Source organism: Imhoffiella purpurea (assembly GCF_000585215.1).
GTDB lineage: Bacteria > Pseudomonadota > Gammaproteobacteria > Chromatiales > Chromatiaceae > Imhoffiella > Imhoffiella purpurea.
In genome coordinates this window covers 16796-29355 of record NZ_AONC01000006.1, presented here as the reverse complement: position 1 = coordinate 29355, position 12560 = coordinate 16796, and the positions used below count along the sequence as shown (strand labels likewise).

General features: G+C 66.4%; 12 protein-coding genes. 8 read left to right on the top strand and 4 right to left on the bottom strand.

All coding sequences use genetic code 11. From position 1 onward, the window contains the following. Window positions 1-37: 37 nt before the first annotated feature. Window positions 38-454: a LytR/AlgR family response regulator transcription factor gene (locus D779_RS02610; RefSeq protein WP_232424045.1), complete on the top strand. Its 417-nt coding sequence runs from the start codon at window positions 38-40 to the stop codon at window positions 452-454. Here D779_RS02610 and D779_RS02605 read toward each other — a convergent pair. Beyond that, window positions 451-1320, bottom strand: a complete 870-nt coding sequence (locus D779_RS02605) for a CPBP family intramembrane glutamic endopeptidase (protein ID WP_043748990.1) — start codon at window positions 1318-1320, stop codon at window positions 451-453. The two genes, D779_RS02610 and D779_RS02605, sit on opposite strands and share 4 nt — an antisense overlap. Window positions 1321-1761: 441 nt before the next feature. Here D779_RS02605 and D779_RS02600 point away from each other — a divergent pair, with 441 nt between their 5' ends. The 4 genes from D779_RS02600 to D779_RS02585 all read left to right on the top strand — a co-directional run bounded on the left by D779_RS02600 (window position 1762) and on the right by D779_RS02585 (window position 5610). Continuing rightward, the gene (locus tag D779_RS02600; RefSeq protein WP_043748987.1) at window positions 1762-2013 is read left to right on the top strand and encodes an OadG family protein; all 252 of its coding nucleotides are present in this window, start codon (window positions 1762-1764) and stop codon (window positions 2011-2013) included. Window positions 2014-2107: 94 nt separating this feature from the next. After that, window positions 2108-3904: a sodium-extruding oxaloacetate decarboxylase subunit alpha gene (gene oadA, locus D779_RS02595; protein WP_043748984.1), complete on the top strand. Its 1797-nt coding sequence runs from the start codon at window positions 2108-2110 to the stop codon at window positions 3902-3904. Window positions 3905-3909: 5 nt separating this feature from the next. Next, a complete protein-coding gene (locus D779_RS02590) occupies window positions 3910-5043 on the top strand; it encodes a sodium ion-translocating decarboxylase subunit beta (protein WP_043748982.1) in 1134 nt (377 codons plus the stop codon). Between the two features lie 156 nt (window positions 5044-5199). Continuing rightward, window positions 5200-5610, top strand: coding sequence for a bacteriohemerythrin (locus D779_RS02585; protein ID WP_043748978.1), 411 nt, complete (start codon window positions 5200-5202; stop codon window positions 5608-5610). Here D779_RS02585 and D779_RS02580 read toward each other — a convergent pair. Further along, window positions 5607-6245 carry a DUF4126 family protein gene (locus D779_RS02580; RefSeq protein ID WP_232424050.1) on the bottom strand — a complete coding sequence of 213 codons (639 nt, stop codon included), beginning with the start codon at window positions 6243-6245 and terminating at the stop codon, window positions 5607-5609. The two genes, D779_RS02585 and D779_RS02580, sit on opposite strands and share 4 nt — an antisense overlap. Before the next feature lie 129 nt (window positions 6246-6374). On the opposite strand from D779_RS02580, the gene D779_RS02575 reads away from it, so the two are divergent. Continuing rightward, entirely contained in the window at window positions 6375-6875 is a 501-nt protein-coding gene (locus D779_RS02575; protein ID WP_043748971.1) for a DUF2939 domain-containing protein, read from the top strand. 145 nt (window positions 6876-7020) lie between these two features. Then, window positions 7021-7503 carry a Crp/Fnr family transcriptional regulator gene (locus tag D779_RS02570; RefSeq protein ID WP_043748968.1) on the top strand — a complete coding sequence of 161 codons (483 nt, stop codon included), beginning with the start codon at window positions 7021-7023 and terminating at the stop codon, window positions 7501-7503. Between the two features lie 81 nt (window positions 7504-7584). Here D779_RS02570 and D779_RS20890 read toward each other — a convergent pair whose 3' ends face one another. Together D779_RS20890 and xseA are read right to left on the bottom strand one after the other, a co-directional pair. Continuing rightward, on the bottom strand, window positions 7585-9225 hold the full coding sequence (locus D779_RS20890) for a methyl-accepting chemotaxis protein (protein WP_052347733.1): 1641 nt from the start codon (window positions 9223-9225) through the stop codon (window positions 7585-7587). 194 nt (window positions 9226-9419) lie between these two features. Beyond that, on the bottom strand, window positions 9420-10817 hold the full coding sequence (gene xseA, locus D779_RS02560; RefSeq protein WP_232424044.1) for an exodeoxyribonuclease VII large subunit: 1398 nt from the start codon (window positions 10815-10817) through the stop codon (window positions 9420-9422). A gap of 182 nt (window positions 10818-10999) precedes the next feature. Between xseA and guaB the strand changes: the two genes are divergently transcribed. Then, a complete protein-coding gene (gene guaB / locus D779_RS02555) occupies window positions 11000-12466 on the top strand; it encodes an IMP dehydrogenase (RefSeq protein WP_043748963.1) in 1467 nt (488 codons plus the stop codon). The last annotated feature ends 94 nt before the right edge of the window (window positions 12467-12560 follow it).

The following is a 12560-nucleotide window of genomic DNA, read 5'->3' as shown; positions in this document are numbered from 1 at the left end:
CAGCATGAAGATTCTGGCCGTTGACGACACATCTCCAATGCGGGAAGGCCTACGACACCTGCGCGCGGACAGCGATATCGGCCGTAACGCGCCCCCATATCCGATGCGACGCGGCCGGATCAGCGCCCAATACCGCGGCCGGGTTCGCTCGGTGGATCTGAGCGACGTCATCTATCTGCGCGCGGACCACAAATACGTCACGGTGAAACATCTGGGCGGCGAATTGCTGATCGACGAGTCGCTGCGCTCGCTGGAACAGGAATTCCCGGATCTGTTCGTACGCATCCACCGCAACGCCCTGGTGGCGCGCAACCGTTTTCTCGGTCTCGAGAAGCATTCGGACGGCACCACCTGGGCTCGGCTTCACGACTGCCCCGATCGGCTGCAGGTCAGCCGGCGGCATCTGGCCCAGATCCGGCGCTGGCTCGGCCAGCGCGACCGGCAGACCGATTAGGCGGAGCGCATCCGCGCCGAAAACCGCCAGAAGAGCCAGGCCAGCGCGCCGATCCAGGCCGCGGCCAGCAGACCGATGGTGCCGTCGTAGTCCCCGACCAGGAAGCTCCAGGGCGAAGCCGGATCGCCGTCGGTCAGACGGCGCGTCGACTGGATGACGAAGACCCAGCCGGCATGCATCCCGATGCACCAGCCGATATGTCCGCTGCGCTCGCGCACCAGCGAGAGGAAGACGCCGACCAGGAAGAGCGCGAGCAGGGAATCCAGGTTCTTCCACTGGAAGAGATCGAGAACGGCGTGGAGGCACATCGACAGCGCCCCGGCCCAGTCGAGCGCCGTCCCGGCCGGCAGCGCGCTGGGCTTCATGAAATGCAGCGCCGCATAGAGGAGCGACGACCAGATCACCGCCGAGCGCAGACCGTCGCGGCGCCGTATCGCCGTGTAGAGCGCCCCGCGGAAGAAGGTCTCCTCGAGGACCCCGATCAGAAGCCCTCCGATCAACGCCTGCAGCGCCTTCCCGGCGAATCCCGGCCAGATCTCGACCCCGGGATCCGGGACGCGAATCTTCAGAACCAGCAGCACCACCACCAGCAGGATCAGGATCGCGACCCCGATCGACCAGCCGGTCACCAGGCTGCGCAGCAGCTCGGCGCGTTTCGGGCGATATCCGAGCGACGCGCGATCGTCGAGTCTCAGGGCGACGAGCATGGGCCACAGACCGAGCAGAATGAACAGCTGGGCCAGACGCCCCATGACGCGATGCGGCTCGATGGCGATCCAATCCGTCGACATCAGCGGCGGGGTGAGCAGCGCCGCCGTCAGCAGACAGACGAACAGAAAAACGAAGAAGCGTGCTGTTATTCTCATGCTGTCATGTCGCTCACGGCATCGTGCCGCCGGGTACATACCGACAGGACCCTTTCGGACCCGATCCATGGCCGCGAACGGCCGTGAGGCAACGGCGGATCTCTGGGGGAGAAAGGATCGCACGGGATGTGGAAAGGACGGGCGACGGCCACCTCGGGAGCCGGATTCTATCACGGCTCGCTCACCGATCCGCGGGTTCCGAGATCACGGCGGGCTGACAGAAATCTTGCCGATCAGAGACTTCGCGGTTAACCTCGCCGCCTTCAATGCCGTCTGGGGCGGTTGGATTCGCCGAATTCCCGGGTAGAGGTCTGCGTGGTCATTCATGCGCCGAATGCGGCATCCGTCGAGCTCGCCGCCAGCACCGTCGGCGCACCGACGGCGGAGCTGTCCCAACGAACGGCGACGAACCGACCACGCAATCTGTTGGAGCCTTGAGTCATGAGTGAGAGCACGTTGATGATGGAGAGCCTGCGCCTGATGATGATCGGCATGGGCATCGTTTTCGGCTTCTTGCTGCTTTTGGTGGGCATCCTCAAGCTCGTGTCGTCCGTCGCGCAGCGCATCGTTCCGGCCGAAGCGCACCCGGTCCCGAGCCCCAGCCCACTCCCGCATCCACCGGCGTCCGATTCGGATGACCTGATCGCGGTCATCGGCGCGGCCGTCGCGCGTTACCGTCGAGGCCATCGCTGAGGCAGGCCACGCCTCGGCAAGTCCCGAACCCTCACCGACGACGCCTGACCCACGGCCCGAGGCCGGGATCGGCGCGAACACGCAGAAACATGCCATGAATCAGAACATCCCACTCGGTATCACCGAAGTCGTCCTGCGCGACGCCCATCAGTCGCTGCTGGCGACCCGCATGCGCATCGAGGACATGCTCCCGATCGCGGAGAAGCTGGATCAAGTCGGTTACTGGTCGATGGAGTCCTGGGGCGGAGCCACCTTCGACGCCTGCATCCGCTACCTGGGCGAGGATCCCTGGGAACGTCTGCGCCAGCTCAGCGCCGCTATGCCCAACACGCCGCAGCAGATGCTGCTGCGCGGTCAGAACCTGCTCGGCTACCGCCATTACGCCGACGATCTGGTGGAGAAGTTCGTCGAGCGCGCGGCCATCAACGGCATCGGCGTCTTCCGCATCTTCGACGCCATGAACGATCTGCGCAATCTGGAGCGGGCCGTCCATGCCGCCCTGAACACGGACGCCCACGCCCAGGGCACCATGTCCTATACGGTCAGCCCGGTCCACGACGTCGACTACTGGGTCGACATGGGGCGCCGTCTGGAGGACATGGGCTGTCACTCCATCTGCATCAAGGACATGGCCGGGCTGCTGCGGCCCTATGTCGCCGAGGATCTGGTGACCCGTCTCAAGGAGACCTGCTCCATCCCGATCGCCATGCAGTGTCATGCCACCACCGGCCTGAGCACCTCGTCCATCCTCAAGGCGGCCGAGGCCGGGATCGACATGGTCGACACCGCTATCTCCTCGATGAGCATGACCTATGGCCATTCCCCGACCGAGTCCGTGGTGGCCATCATGCAGGGCACGGAACGCGACACCGGCCTCAAGCTCGAGCTGCTGGAGGAGATCGCGGCCTATTTCCGCGAGGTACGCAAGAAGTACGCGCGCTTCGAGGGCTCGCTCAAGGGCGTGGACTCGCGCATCCTGGTCGCCCAGGTGCCGGGCGGCATGCTCACCAACATGGAGAACCAGCTGCGCGAACAGGGCGCGGAGCAACGTCTGGACGAGGTACTGGCCGAGATCCCCAAGGTGCGCGAGGAACTCGGCTATCTGCCCCTGGTCACCCCGACCTCGCAGATCGTCGGCAGCCAGGCGGTCCTGAACGTGCTCACCGGCGAGCGCTACAAGAGCATCACCAACGAGACGGCGGGCGTGCTCAAGGGGGCCTATGGCGCCACCCCTGCCCCGGTCGATCCCGAGCTCCAGTCGCGCGTGCTGCAGTCCGGCGAGGAACCCATCACCTGCCGCCCGGCCGACGACCTCCCGCCCGAGCTGGACCGCCTGACCGAGGAGCTGGAGGGCATCGCCCGCGAGCGCAGCCTGGATCTGGTCGACCAGGTCGTGGACGACGTGCTCATCTATGCCATGTTCCCCCAGGTCGGTCTCAAGTTCCTCGAAAATCGCAACAACCCGGGAGCCTTCGAACCGCGCCCCTGGGAGATCCAGGAGGCCGCTCCGGCGCCCGCCGCCACCCCGACCGCGGCACCGGCCGGCGGTCCCGAGCAGTATCGAGTCGAGGTCAACGGCCGCGCCTACGAGGTGCGCGTCTCCCCTCAGGGCGCCGTCGATTCGGTCGTCCCGAGCGCAGCACAGGCCGCCGCCGCTCCAGCGGCGGCACCGACGGGCACCCAGGTGGTCGAGACGCCGCTCGCCGGCAACATCGTCCGGCTCTGCGTCACGCCGGGCCAGACGGTCGCGGCCGGTGACGTCGTCGTCATCCTCGAGGCGATGAAGATGGAGACCGAGGTCCGCACGCCATGGGCGGGCCAGGTGGCCGAGATCCGGGTCAAGGAAGGCGACACCGTCGCCCTCGGCACCCCGCTGATGGTTCTGGGCTGACACCTATGGAAGTCATGGAGAAACTCTGGCTGTCGATGGGCCTCGCCAACATGGAATGGGGCCAGCTCCTGATGATGGCCATCGGCTGCGTGCTCATCTATCTGGCGATCGCCAAGAAGTTCGAGCCGCTGCTCCTGGTCCCGATCGGCTTCGGCGCACTGCTGAGCAACATCCCGGTCGCCGGGATCGGCGGTCCGGACGGCATGATCGGACAGATCTACCACGTGGGCGTGGAGACGGGGGTCTTCCCGCTGCTGATCTTCATGGGGGTCGGGGCGCTGACCGATTTCGGCGCGCTCATCGCCCGCCCCTCGACGCTGCTGCTCGGCGCGGCCGCCCAGTTCGGCATCTTCGCCACACTGATCGGAGCGGTGGCGCTCAACTATCTGCCCGGATTCGACTTCACGCTCCAGGAGGCCGCATCCATCGCCATCATCGGCGGCGCGGACGGCCCCACGGCCATCTTCCTCGCCTCGCGTCTGGCGCCCGACATGCTCGGGGCCATCGCCGTGGCGGCCTATTCCTACATGGCCCTGGTGCCCATCATCCAGCCGCCGATCATGCGCGCCCTGACCACCAAGCAGGAACGCGCCGTGGTCATGCAGCAGCTGCGCCCGGTGTCGCGTCTAGAACGCATCCTCTTCCCCTTCGTGGTGCTCATCCTCTGCGCCCTGCTGCTGCCCTCGGCGGCCCCGCTGATCGGCATGCTGACCTTCGGCAACCTGCTGCGCGAGGCCGGCGTGGTCGAGCGCCTGAGCCGCGCGGCCCAGAACGAGATCATCAACACCGTGACCATCATGCTCGGCCTGGCGGTCGGCTCCAAGCTGTCGGCCGACAAGTTCCTCGCGGTCGAAACGCTCGGCATCCTGGTCCTGGGCGCACTCGCCTTCTGTATCGGCACCGCGGCCGGGGTTCTCATGGGCAAAATCATGTACCGGGCGAGCGGCGGCAAGGTGAATCCTCTGATCGGGGCCGCCGGCGTCTCCGCCGTGCCCATGGCGGCGCGCGTGGTCAACAAGGTCGGGCTGGAAGAGGATCCGCACAACTTCCTCGTCATGCATGCCATGGGGCCGAACGTAGCCGGCGTCATCGGCTCGGCGGTCGCGGCCGGCATCCTGCTTGCGCTGACGGGGAGCTGATTCCCGCTCCCTCGACCAGGTGAGGCGCTCGGTTCGTCGTCAGCGGATCGAGCGTCGCCTTCGCATCGACCAAACCGCGTCCGGCCATCAGGATGCGATGGCGCATTCCAGACGCCATCCCAATTCCGCCCGACGCCCCGCGGGCAGGAGGAACCGATGATCGACATCCAATGGGACGATAAATTCTCCGTCGGCCACGCACGTATCGATCACGAGCATCAGGTCTTTCTCGACCTGATCAGAAACGTCTCGCTCGCCGACGACCAGAAGGCGCCGCGCGAACGTATCCTTCGCCTCCTGACGGAGATCCGCAAATACGCCGATTTCCATTTCTACAGCGAAGAGAACATCATGATCGACCACGCCTATCCGGATTACGAGGCGCACAAGCGCGAGCACGCCATGCTCGTCAGCAGCCTCGACAACCGGATCCACCAATACCGGCTGGAGGAGGACGACGACCTGGGCTCCATGGTGGAATTCCTCTTCCAATGGTTCGCACTGCACACCACCGGATCCGACAAGAAGCTGGTCAGCCATATCGGCCCTGAGGCGCACTCGGCCTAGCCCGGCGGCCCCCCGCCGGGACCGGCCGTTCCGGCATCCCGCTCCTCGCGGCCGCCGAACCAGCGGCCGATGAAGCGGAACAGACGCCCCAGCCCACGCCAGATCTTCGGCAGCAGCCACACCAGGAACGCCAGAAAGACCGCCAGCAGAACCAGGAAGACCAGGGGATGGCTGACGGCGAGCAGGAGACCGCCCACCACTCCGACATCCTCGCCGAACGATGCGGCCCAGTTGGTGAACGGCTCGGGCGAGGCATTGATCAGGACGCGGCTGCCGGCCTTGGCGACGTGCGAGGCCGCGGCGAGCCCGCCACCCAGGATGGCCGCGGCGAGATCCGCCCCGGTCCCCAGATCGCCAGCCGCGCCCGCGGCCAGCATGGCACCGGCCGGGATCCGCACGAAGGTATGGAGCGAATCCCAGGCGGTATCCACGCCCGGCACCTTGTCGGTCACGAACTCGACCAGATACATGAAGCCCGCCGCCAGCAGCACCAGCGGATCCATGAGGATATCCAGTCCGGGCGGCAGATCCACGGTCCCCGTCGCACCCAGCAGGCCCAGCAGAAGAACGGTGGCATAGAGGTTGATGCCGCTCGCCCAACCGGCTCCGAGCGTCAACGCCAGGGTCTGAGTCATCTCGTCCACGGCAATGCCTCGCATCGATAGTCAGACACCCGATTATAGTGGCGCCTCATCTATAAGCGCCCCCGAAACCACCGTAGAATGGCCCATCGTTCCGCAGCCGCCATCCAGGGAGTCCCGGTCATGGGCCGCATCATCGCCTTTCTGCTCTCCTTCGTCCTCGTCGCCTACGCCGTCTGGCCCTATTACGGAATCCTGCGTATCGATCAGGCGCTCTCCGAGCCGGACCCTCAGGCCATCGCACCCTTCGTGGATCTGCCTGCCATCCGGGACGCCTTCAAACAGCGTCTCGCCGACGGCATCACGACCGAAATGCCGCGCGGAGAGGGCACGGATCCGCTCGTCGGTCTCATCGCTCGGGGCGTACGCCAGATCAGCGACAGCCTGATCGAGCACAGCCTGGACCTGAGCGGGGTCCAGACACTGCTCCGCTCGGCGGCCGCACGCGCTACGGATCGCCGCCCGGCCTATTTCATCGCCGGAATCCGATACGCCTTCTTCGAGTCCTGGAACCGCTTCGCCATCCGGCTCGGAGACGGAGAGGACGCGACCCAGATCATCATGAGCCTGCGCGCTCTGGAACGGCGGATCACGGATATCGGTCGGCGACCCGGATCCCCATAGGCATCATTCGATCGGCGAAGGTGCGACGATCGAAAAAACCAGAAGCCGGGGTTCGCTGTAAACTTCCCGTCATGGATTGCACCGGCGAGCGGCATGACCCGCTCCTGGATCAGGAACCCACATCGAAACTCGGGAGAGACACGAAATGAACACACTGAACAAGGCGGAAGCCGTCAAGCAATCGGCATTGGGTGCCGAACTCGATCCGAACGAATGCCAGGTCCTGGCCGACAAGATGGGCCTGGAGTCGCTCTCGGACGGCGACCGCCTGGTCGAGGAAGGCGACGAGCGGCGCACGCTCTTCCTGCTCGCCGAGGGCCGCGTCTGCGTCTGCCGCTGCATCGGCGGCACCGAAGAGACGGTCTATCGGATGCGCCCCGGCGAATGCGCCGGCACCCGCGCCTTCGTCGACGGCTCGCCCCGCAAGGCCGGACTGCGCGCCGAGGCCGACAGCCAGGTGATGACGCTCGAGCCGGACGATTTCGAGGCACTGATCGACACCCATCCGCATCTGGTCTTCAAGATCATGCGCGCCATTTTCCGCATCACCCACGCCAACCTCATGCGCATGAATCTGGAGAGCGCCGAGATGCGCAACTATCTGCTCAAGAGCGGGGGACGATACTGACCGCGCGGACGACCGCAGGATGCGCCTACCGAACCTCGGAGCGGCATCTCGGCCGTGCGAGCCGCTCCAGGACCCCGGATGTCAGGACGTCTCCCGGCCTTCCGCTGGACCGAAGCGATAAGCGGCCATCTCCCGGTCGAGTTCGTCGACCAGGGCCTTGAGCCGCTCGCAGGCATCGGCGGTCTCCGAGACGCCCTGCGCCGTCTGACCGACCGACCCCTGAATGGCATGGGCGCCGCGGTCGATCTCGGCGGCGACCTGGCTCTGCTCCTCGGTCGCGGTCGCGATCTGGATCAGCAGATCGCTGATGGTCATCACGGCACGGCCGATCGCCTTGAGCGCGGTATCCACCTCGGCCGTCTGCTCGCGCATGAGTTCGGCCTGATCGCGGTCCCGGCTCATCGCCTCGGTCACCGCCTGCGAGCCCTGCTGAATGCGCGCGATCATGCCCTCGATCTCCTGGGTCGACTGCTGGGTCCGCGACGCCAGCATGCGAACCTCGGACGCAACCACGGCGAAGCCGCGCCCCTGCTCGCCGGCACGCGCCGCCTCGATGGCTGCATTGAGCGCCAGCAGATTGGTCTGTTCGGCGACGCCACGAATCACACCGACCACCGAGCCGATTTGCTCGATGTCCGCATCCAGTCTGGACATGGCCTCGGCACCGCTCAGCACACCCTCGGCCAGACTCTGGACCGAACGCATGGCCGTCTGCATCACCTCCTCGCTGTGCCGGACGTCCACCTTGGCGTCCGCGGCCGAATCGGAGGCGACGGCGCTGTTGCGCGCCACGTCCTGCACGGTCGCGGCCATCTCGGTGATCGAGGTGACCATCTGGTCGATCTCGTCCCGCTCGCGGGTGATGCTCTCGAAGCTGCCGGTGGCGACCGAGCGCAAGCGCTGCATGATCCCATGGATCTGACCCACGTCCTCGGCGGTTTGGGCGAAGGTCCGGACCAGGCTCTGCTGCAGGCTCATGACGGCACAGCCGAGCCGTGAGATCTCGGTATTGCCGCAAACCGATATCTCGCCGCGAAAATCCTTCTGCGCCATGCGACCGGTCAGGCCCTCGAGCACCGCGAGCGGCGCGAGCATCCGCTGCAGGGCGAACTGACCGCCGATGAGCGCGATCGCCACCAGCAGTGTCGCGATCCAACTGACGGTGGTCGCCACTCTCAGCTGAGACTCCAGGCCCAGCTGGGCGTCGAGCTTTTCGGACTTGGCGTGCTCGAGCAAGATATCCAGCTTCTCGCCCATCACCTCGGCGGTGGCGTCGAATCCGGCCATGAGCTGGTTGCCCGCCTCCGGTCCCTGCTCGACATAGAGATGGGCCATGCGCTGACCGGCGAGGTAATAGTCCGTCAGAGCCTGGCGCAGATCCTTGGGGAGCGCGTCCGGTTGCGAATAGAGCGATTCAAGGAGCTCGATGGTCTTCCCCGCCTGCTCGTAATGTTCGCGGGCCTTGTCAAAACCATCGTCCAAGCCGTTCAGACCCCGCGTCGCGCTGATGTCCGTCAGCCATTGCTGGATCTGGACGACGTCGATCCTGAACTCGTAGGACAACTGCTCGATCTGATCCTGCTTGACGACGATCTCGTCGAGCGCCGACTGGACATGGCCGGCCATATAGTAGGCACCGAGCCCGGCCATCAGAGACAAGCCGCCAAGCACCGCGAACAGCAGACGCGCGCGCGCCAGAATGCCGAAGCCGAAGACGGACATAGATAGCACCGGAAAATAGAGTGGAAACAAGGACGCGTGGCCGGGCCCGGGAACACGCTATGTAGGATTCAAGAGTAGTGTACCCTGTCCAAAGCGATAGAGTATGCGTAAAAGCCCCCGATCCTCTCGCCCCCGAGGAGCGTCGCAGGAACCGGAACGCCAGACGCCGTGCGCGATCTGGATATGGCGAAACCTCAGTCACCCGACCCTCGGTCGCTCGACTTGGGGCGCCGCCCGGATCGCCTTCCGGATGCCTCCGAAGACCCGGCAGACCCGGCATGTCCAGTCCCCGGCTCGACGACGGCGGTCAAAACACCCTCGGCCAGACGCACCTCGATCCGTGTTCCAGGCACGGCGTCGGTGGCATCGCGCAGGATGCGGCCGTCATCCGACCGCGTCACGATGGCATAGCCTCTGGCAAGCGTGGCCAGCGGGCTGCGGGCCTCGAGCCCGGCGACGAGACGCCCGAGCCGATCGCCTCGGACATGGAGCATCCGCTCGCCGGCATACGCGAGCCTCCGCGCCAGGATGTCCAGCCGCATCTCGATTTGCGACAAACGCCGCTCGGGAGAAGCCGCGTGCAGGGCCGAGATGAGCGGATGCAACCTCGCACGCCCCCTGGCCACGCGCTCGGACAGCAGAAAGGTCAAACGTTGCTGGACATGATCGAGCCGCTGGGCCTGCTGCTGCAGACGCGCGCTCGGATGCAGCAGCGCCAGATGCCGAGCCAATGCCTCGGCGCGCCGACGCTCCGCCGTCAGACGCCGCCGCTGCGCGTCGCTCAGACGCAAGGCCAACGCGGCGACCCTCTGCGTCAGATGCTCGGCCGAAGGCGCGACCAGCTCGGCCGCGGCCGAGGGGGTAGGCGCGCGGCGATCGGCGGCCAGATCGGCGATGGTCAGATCGGTCTCGTGACCGACGCCGCTGACCACGGGAATCGCCGATGCGCGGATGGCGCGCGCCAGCCCCTCGTCGTTGAAGGCGGCCAGATCCTCCAGCGAGCCACCGCCCCGTGCCAGGATCAGCAGATCGCACTCGGCGCGCGCGTTGGCCAGGGCCAGCGCGGCGATCAGGGACGCGGGCGCCGCCTCGCCCTGGACCTGGGCCGGATAGATTAGGAGCGGCAAGGCGGCGAAACGCCGCCGGAAGACCGCCAACAGGTCGCGCACCGCCGCGCCCGTCGGCGAGGTGACGAGCCCGACCTGTCGCGGGAAGGGCGGCAAAGACCGCTTGAGCGATTCGTCGAACAGCCCCTCGGCGGCCAGCCGCTGCTTCAGCCGCTCGAAGGCCAGTCGCAGGGCGCCCTCGCCACCCGGCTCCATGTGGTCCACCGCCAGCTGCAGATCGCCGCGCGCCTCGTAGAGCGTGACCCTGGCGCGCACCAGAACCTGCTGGCCGTTCCCCGGTCGAAACGCCAGCAGGACACGCTTGGAGCGAAACATGGCGCAGCGGATCTGGGCCCCTTCGTCCTTCAGGGTGAAATAGATGTGCCCGGATGCGGGCTGCGCCAGATTGGAGATCTCGCCGCGCACCCAGACCGCCGGGAAGCTGCCGTCGAGAACGGATCGGACCTCGCTCGTGAGGCGCGCCACGCTGTAGATATCGCGACCCCCGTATCCTGAACGCGGGTCTCCGGCGAGAGGCCTCACGCCCGGAAGACCAGGTCGAAGCAGAGCCCGATAACGCCGGACTTGTATTTACAAGAGGTCATCATAGTTTTATAGTTATCTGTTACTTTCCAGTCTTTGGAAGCGATTCGCGGAGCCCGATTCCCATGCGCCTGATCCAGGAAGCACTCACCTTCGACGACGTTCTCCTCGTTCCCGCCCATTCGAGCGTTCTTCCCAACGAGGTGGATTTCCACACCAAACTCACCCGCGAGATCGATCTCCGTATCCCGCTCGTCTCGGCGGCGATGGATACGGTCACCGAATCCAGGCTGGCGATCGCCATGGCGCTCGAGGGCGGCATCGGCATCATCCACAAGAACATGACCGCCGAACGCCAGGCGCGCGAGGTGCTGGCGGTCAAGAAATACGAGAGCGGCATCATCCGCAACCCCATCACCGTCTCGCCGCACGTCAGCATCGGCGAGGTGGTCCAGCTCACCCACGCCAACAACATCTCGGGCGTGCCGGTGACCGAGAACGGCGAGCTGGTCGGCATCGTCACCGGGCGCGACCTGCGCTTCGAGACTCGGATGGACGCCCCCGTCTCCGCCATCATGACACCCAAGGAGCGACTGGTCACCGTCAAGGAAGGCGCCAGCCGCGAGGACGTCATGGCCCTCCTGCACAAGCACCGGATCGAGAAGGTGCTGGTGGTCAACGACGATTTCGAGCTGCGCGGCCTGATCACGGTCAAGGACATCCAGAAGGCGCGCGACTTCCCCAAGGCCTCGCGCGACTCGCACGAGCGTCTGCGCTGCGGCGCGGCGGTCAGCGTCGGCAAGGGCACCGAGGAACGCGTCGCAGCGCTGGTCGAGGCCGGGGTCGACGTGGTCGTGGTCGACACGGCACACGGCCACTCCCAGGGCGTGCTGGACCGCATCAAATGGGTCAAGACCCATTATCCGGACCTGCAGGTGATCGGCGGCAACATCGCCACCGCGGACGCGGCGCGGGCGCTGGTCGAGGCCGGAGCGGACGCGGTCAAGGTCGGCATCGGCCCGGGATCCATCTGCACCACCCGCATCGTCGCCGGTGTCGGCGTGCCCCAGATCACCGCCGTCTCGAACGTCACCGAGGCACTGGAGGGCACCGGCGTGCCGCTGATCGCCGACGGCGGGCTGCGCTTCTCGGGCGACGTCGCCAAGGCCATCGCCGCCGGCGCCAACAGCGTCATGATCGGCGGGCTCTTCGCCGGCACGGACGAGGCGCCGGGCGAGGTCGAGATCTATCAGGGCCGCTCCTACAAGTCCTATCGCGGCATGGGATCGCTCGGGGCCATGGGCTCGTCCGAGGGCTCGAGCGACCGCTACTTCCAGGAAGGCACCGACAAGGAGAAGCTGGTCCCCGAGGGCATCGAGGGCCGCGTCCCCTACAAGGGCAGCCTCTTCAACATCATCCACCAGCTGATCGGCGGCCTGGGCTCCAGCATGGGCTATACCGGATGCGGCACCATCGACGAGATGCGGACCAGGCCCCAGTTCGTCCGGGTCAGCGCCGCCGGCATGCGCGAGTCGCACGTGCACGACGTGCAGATCACCAAGGAAGCGCCGAACTACCGGATCGACAACTGAGGCGATCGTCCATCGCGACGCACCGGCGGGGCTCGAGACGGCAGCCCCGCCGGCTCCAGCCGACCACCGCTCGGCGTCCTCCCCGTTCAACCGG

Bases quoted from the DNA above. Each gene is read 5' to 3' on its own strand.
- D779_RS02610 (WP_232424045.1), top strand. From the start codon at position 38: ATGCGGGAAGGCCTACGACACCTGCGCGCGGACAGCGATATCGGCCGT.
- D779_RS02605 (WP_043748990.1), bottom strand. From the start codon at position 1,320: ATGAGAATAACAGCACGCTTCTTCGTTTTTCTGTTCGTCTGTCTGCTG.
- D779_RS02600 (WP_043748987.1), top strand. From the start codon at position 1,762: ATGAGTGAGAGCACGTTGATGATGGAGAGCCTGCGCCTGATGATGATC.
- oadA (WP_043748984.1), top strand. From the start codon at position 2,108: ATGAATCAGAACATCCCACTCGGTATCACCGAAGTCGTCCTGCGCGAC.
- D779_RS02590 (WP_043748982.1), top strand. From the start codon at position 3,910: ATGGAAGTCATGGAGAAACTCTGGCTGTCGATGGGCCTCGCCAACATG.
- D779_RS02585 (WP_043748978.1), top strand. From the start codon at position 5,200: ATGATCGACATCCAATGGGACGATAAATTCTCCGTCGGCCACGCACGT.
- D779_RS02580 (WP_232424050.1), bottom strand. From the start codon at position 6,245: ATGACTCAGACCCTGGCGTTGACGCTCGGAGCCGGTTGGGCGAGCGGC.
- D779_RS02575 (WP_043748971.1), top strand. From the start codon at position 6,375: ATGGGCCGCATCATCGCCTTTCTGCTCTCCTTCGTCCTCGTCGCCTAC.
- D779_RS02570 (WP_043748968.1), top strand. From the start codon at position 7,021: ATGAACACACTGAACAAGGCGGAAGCCGTCAAGCAATCGGCATTGGGT.
- D779_RS20890 (WP_052347733.1), bottom strand. From the start codon at position 9,225: ATGTCCGTCTTCGGCTTCGGCATTCTGGCGCGCGCGCGTCTGCTGTTC.
- guaB (WP_043748963.1), top strand. From the start codon at position 11,000: ATGCGCCTGATCCAGGAAGCACTCACCTTCGACGACGTTCTCCTCGTT.